The organism is Teichococcus aestuarii (genome assembly GCF_042651065.1).
Taxonomy (GTDB): domain Bacteria; phylum Pseudomonadota; class Alphaproteobacteria; order Acetobacterales; family Acetobacteraceae; genus Pseudoroseomonas; species Pseudoroseomonas aestuarii.
Window position 1 is genome coordinate 1 of the sequence record NZ_JBHSCH010000126.1, and the last position, 3479, is coordinate 3479.

6 protein-coding genes and 1 tRNA gene are annotated in these 3479 nt (G+C 73.9%); 2 read left to right on the forward strand and 5 right to left on the reverse strand.

Annotation, left to right across the window (positions count from 1 at the left end):
• Window positions 1-119 precede the first annotated feature (119 nt).
• Both ACFOY6_RS23690 and ACFOY6_RS23695 read left to right on the forward strand, forming a co-directional pair.
• Window positions 120-329 carry a DUF1656 domain-containing protein gene (locus ACFOY6_RS23690; protein WP_379631440.1) on the forward strand — a complete coding sequence of 70 codons (210 nt, stop codon included), beginning with the start codon at window positions 120-122 and terminating at the stop codon, window positions 327-329.
• Window positions 326-1216, forward strand: coding sequence for an efflux RND transporter periplasmic adaptor subunit (locus tag ACFOY6_RS23695; protein ID WP_379652421.1), 891 nt, complete (start codon window positions 326-328; stop codon window positions 1214-1216). Before ACFOY6_RS23690 ends, ACFOY6_RS23695 begins: the two co-directional genes overlap by 4 nt.
• Window positions 1217-1222: 6 nt before the next feature.
• Here the strand turns inward: ACFOY6_RS23695 and ACFOY6_RS23700 are convergent, their stop codons facing one another.
• The 5 genes from ACFOY6_RS23700 to ACFOY6_RS23720 all read right to left on the reverse strand — a co-directional run.
• A complete protein-coding gene (locus ACFOY6_RS23700; RefSeq protein ID WP_379652422.1) occupies window positions 1223-2185 on the reverse strand; it encodes a DUF2062 domain-containing protein in 963 nt (320 codons plus the stop codon).
• A gap of 33 nt (window positions 2186-2218) precedes the next feature.
• A complete protein-coding gene (nusG, locus tag ACFOY6_RS23705; RefSeq protein WP_109517981.1) occupies window positions 2219-2755 on the reverse strand; it encodes a transcription termination/antitermination protein NusG in 537 nt (178 codons plus the stop codon).
• 19 nt (window positions 2756-2774) lie between these two features.
• The gene (gene secE / locus ACFOY6_RS23710; RefSeq protein WP_099097365.1) at window positions 2775-2972 is read right to left on the reverse strand and encodes a preprotein translocase subunit SecE; all 198 of its coding nucleotides are present in this window, start codon (window positions 2970-2972) and stop codon (window positions 2775-2777) included.
• 117 nt (window positions 2973-3089) lie between these two features.
• Window positions 3090-3166: transfer RNA gene (locus ACFOY6_RS23715), tRNA-Trp, on the reverse strand.
• Between the two features lie 218 nt (window positions 3167-3384).
• Window positions 3385-3479, reverse strand: a 95-nt coding sequence (locus ACFOY6_RS23720; protein ID WP_379650991.1) for an EF-Tu C-terminal domain-related protein, incomplete at its 5' end; no start/stop codon positions are given.

Genomic DNA, 3479 nt, shown 5'->3' on the forward strand with positions numbered 1-3479 from the left:
CGCAGCCGGGCGGCGCGGCGCGCGGCGGTCTCGCTCTCCGGCCTGCGCCTCGCCCTCTTCCCCGGGGCGCCACCTCCGGCCCTGTCAGCCCCGGCGCCGCAACACGGGAGCCTGCCCGCATGATCGCGGAGATCGACCTCTACGGCATCTACCTGCCGGCGTTGCTGGCCTGGGCGGCGCTGGCGCTGCCGGCCTTCGCCCTGCTGCGCGCCCTGCTGCGCGGCGCCGGACTGTACCGGCTGGTCTGGCACCCGCCGCTCTTCGACCTCGCCCTCTACATCCTCACCCTCGGCGGCGTCGCCGCCCTCACGGAGTTGCTGCTGTCATGAAGCCCCTGCTGGCGCGCGCCGCGCGCATCCTGCTCACCCTGGCGCTGGTCGGCGCCGCCGGGCTGATGGGCTGGCAGCTCTGGCGCTACTACATGGAGTCGCCCTGGACGCGGGATGGCCGCGTGCGGGCCGACATCATCGGCATCGCGCCCGACGTCTCCGGCTTCGTGGCCGAGGTGCTGGTGGCCGACAACGCGGCGGTGCGGCAGGGCCAGCCCCTGCTGCGGCTGGACCAGGCCCGCTTCGCCCTCGCCCTGCAGCAGGCCGAGGCGGTGGTGGCCAGCCGCGCCGCCACGCTGGAGCGCGCCCGCCGCGACGAGCGCCGCTACGACCGCCTCACCGAGGGCGTCGTCTCCATCCAGCGGCAGGACCAGGCGCATTCCGAGGCGGCCACCGCCGCCGCCGCGCTGCAGGAGGCCGAGGCGCAGCGCGACCTCGCCCGGCTGAACCTGGAGCGCACCGAGATCCGCGCGCCGGTGGATGGCACCATCACCAACCTGACGCTGCGGCCCGGCGCCTATGTCGCCGCCGGCAGCGCGGTGATGGCGCTGGTCGATGCCGGCAGCCTGCACGTGCAGGGCTATTTCGAGGAGACAAAGCTCGGCCGCATCCACCCCGGCGACCCGGCGCGGGTGGTGCTGATGGGCGATGCGCGCCCCCTCTCCGGCCGGGTGGAGAGCATCGCCGGCGGCATCGCGGACCGCGAGCAGGCGGGCGGGCTGGTGGCCAACGTCAACCCCACCTTCTCCTGGGTGCGGCTGGCGCAGCGCGTGCCGGTGCGCATCGCGCTGGAGGAGATCCCGGAGGGGATGCGGCTGATCCCGGGGCGGACGGCCACGGTGACGGTCATGCCGGGCGGCGTGGCGCCCTCCCTGCTGCGGCCCTGAGGCCGGTCAGGTCGGGGCGGCGCGTCCCGCCGCGCCCGGCGCCCTGGCCGCATGGGCGTGGGCCAGCGCCGCCAGCACGCGCCGCGCGGCCTCCTCCGGCGCCAGCCCGGCATTGTCCAGCGTCACGTCGCTGAAGAGGCGGCGGTGGTAGCCCTCGGCATACATGGCGCGGATGCGGGCCTGCTCCGCCGCATCCGGCACCCGGCCGCCGCGCGGACCCAGCGCCACCTCCAGCGGCGGCGCCAGCGTCACCACCGAGAGGGTGGCGCCGCGTGCCACGCAGGCGGTGCGCAGCCGGCGGTAGCCTGCCTCGTCCAGCGGGTAGGCGGAGACCAGGCAGGGGGCGTTGCTCTCGCGGATGCGCCGCAGGATGCGGCCCAGCGCCCCCGCCCAGCGCTGCTCGGGCGGCAGCTCCGCGGGCAGGCCGTGCTCGTCGCCCTCGATGAAGCCCGCGCCCGGGATCAGCGCCGCCAGCGCCCGGCCCACGCTCGACTTGCCGCTGTTGATGGCGCCGTTCAGGTGGATCACCCGCAGCGGCGCCTCCGGCGCGGCGGCACCGGGCACCAGGGCGCGGCGGGCCAGCAGCCAGCCCAGCAGCCCGGCCACCCCGGCCAGCACCACGCCGCCGGCCACCGTCTCCTCGGCGGCGGGCAGCAGGGCCAGCAGCCAGGCCGGGCCGTGTTCCGGCAGGAACTCGACGGAGGGCGGCAGGAGCAGCCGGCCGAGCGCGTACTCGGCGGGCAGCAGCACGGCATGGGTGAGCGGGTTGCCGAGCGCGAGGCAGGCGGCGGCGGCCACGGGCAGGCTGCCGCGCAGCAGCAGCGCGAAGCCGGCGGCGAAGAGGAGATGCAGCCCGAAGGCCGGAAGCATGGCGGCGGCGGCGCCGGCCGCCAGGCCGCGAGCAACCCTGCGGGCGCCGCCGGGCGAGGCCAGAAGCCCCGCCCATCTCTCCCGCAGCGCCCGCATCATGCCCGGCGACTCATGCGGCGGGAGACCCTGCCCTCAGACCTTCTCGACCTGGGCGTATTCCAGCTCGACCGGCGTGGCGCGGCCGAAGATGGAGACGGAGACCTTCACGCGGCCGCGCTCCTCGTCCACCTCCTCCACCGTGCCGTTGAAGCTGGTGAAGGGGCCGTCGGCGACGCGCACCTGCTCGCCCACCTCGAAGACGATGGCGGGGCGCTTGGGCTTGTCCACGCCCTCCTGCACCTGCTGCACGATGCGCAGCGCCTCGGCCTCGGAGATCGGGCTCGGCTTGTTGCGGGCGCCGAGGAAGCCGGTGACCTTCGGCGTGTCCTTCACCAGGTGCCACGCCTCGTCGGTCATCTGCATCTTCACCAGCACATAGCCGGGGAAGAACTTGCGCTCGGAATTGACCTTCTGGCCGCGGCGCACCTCGGTCACCTCCTCGGAGGGAACCAGGATATCGCCGAACTTCTCGGCCAGACCCTTCTGCGCCGCCTGCTCCTTGATCTGCTGGGCGATCTTCTTCTCGAAACCCGAGTAGACGTGGACGACGTACCACCTCATTTCGGCCATGGAACCCCTCCCGTCCTTATCAGGCGCCAAAGCCGAACAGCAGGCTCACCAGGAACTGGATGAGCTTGTCCGTCAGCAGGAAGAACACCGCGGCCAGGGCCGAAAGCGCCAGCACCAGCCCGGTGGTGATCAACGTCTCCTTGCGCGTCGGCCAGGTGACCCGGGCCACCTCCTGCCGCACGTCGCGGATGAACAGCACAGGATCGAGCTTCGCCAAAATCGCAACCCTAATGGTTCAAGGGAGACACGCTTCGCGGGCGGCATCCGGACCGGAGCCACCCCGCAAGACCCGGCCCCCCGGCGGGAGGCGGCCCATGCAGAACGTGGGCGGTGCTGGCAGGGGCGGAGGGTCTCGAACCCCCAACCTCCGGTTTTGGAGACCGGCGCTCTAGCCAATTGAGCTACGCCCCTGCGCGGCGCCATCGCTGCGCGAGGAGGCGTCTATAGGTCAAGGCGGCGGCGCTGTCGAGAGGGTCGGGCGGGGTTGAAACCGCCAATGGGGCGGGATTCCGCTCCGCCCGGGAAAGGCCCCGGGCGGGGCGGGCGCAGGAGGCGGCGGGCACAAAAAAACGGGCCGCCCCGAGGGGCGGCCCGCTGACGGCCGGCCGGCGAACCGGCGGCCGCGCGTCTTACTTGCTGATGGAGGCGACGACGCCGGCGCCGACGGTGCGGCCGCCCTCGCGGATGGCGAAGCGCAGGCCCTGGTCCATCGCGATCGGCGCGA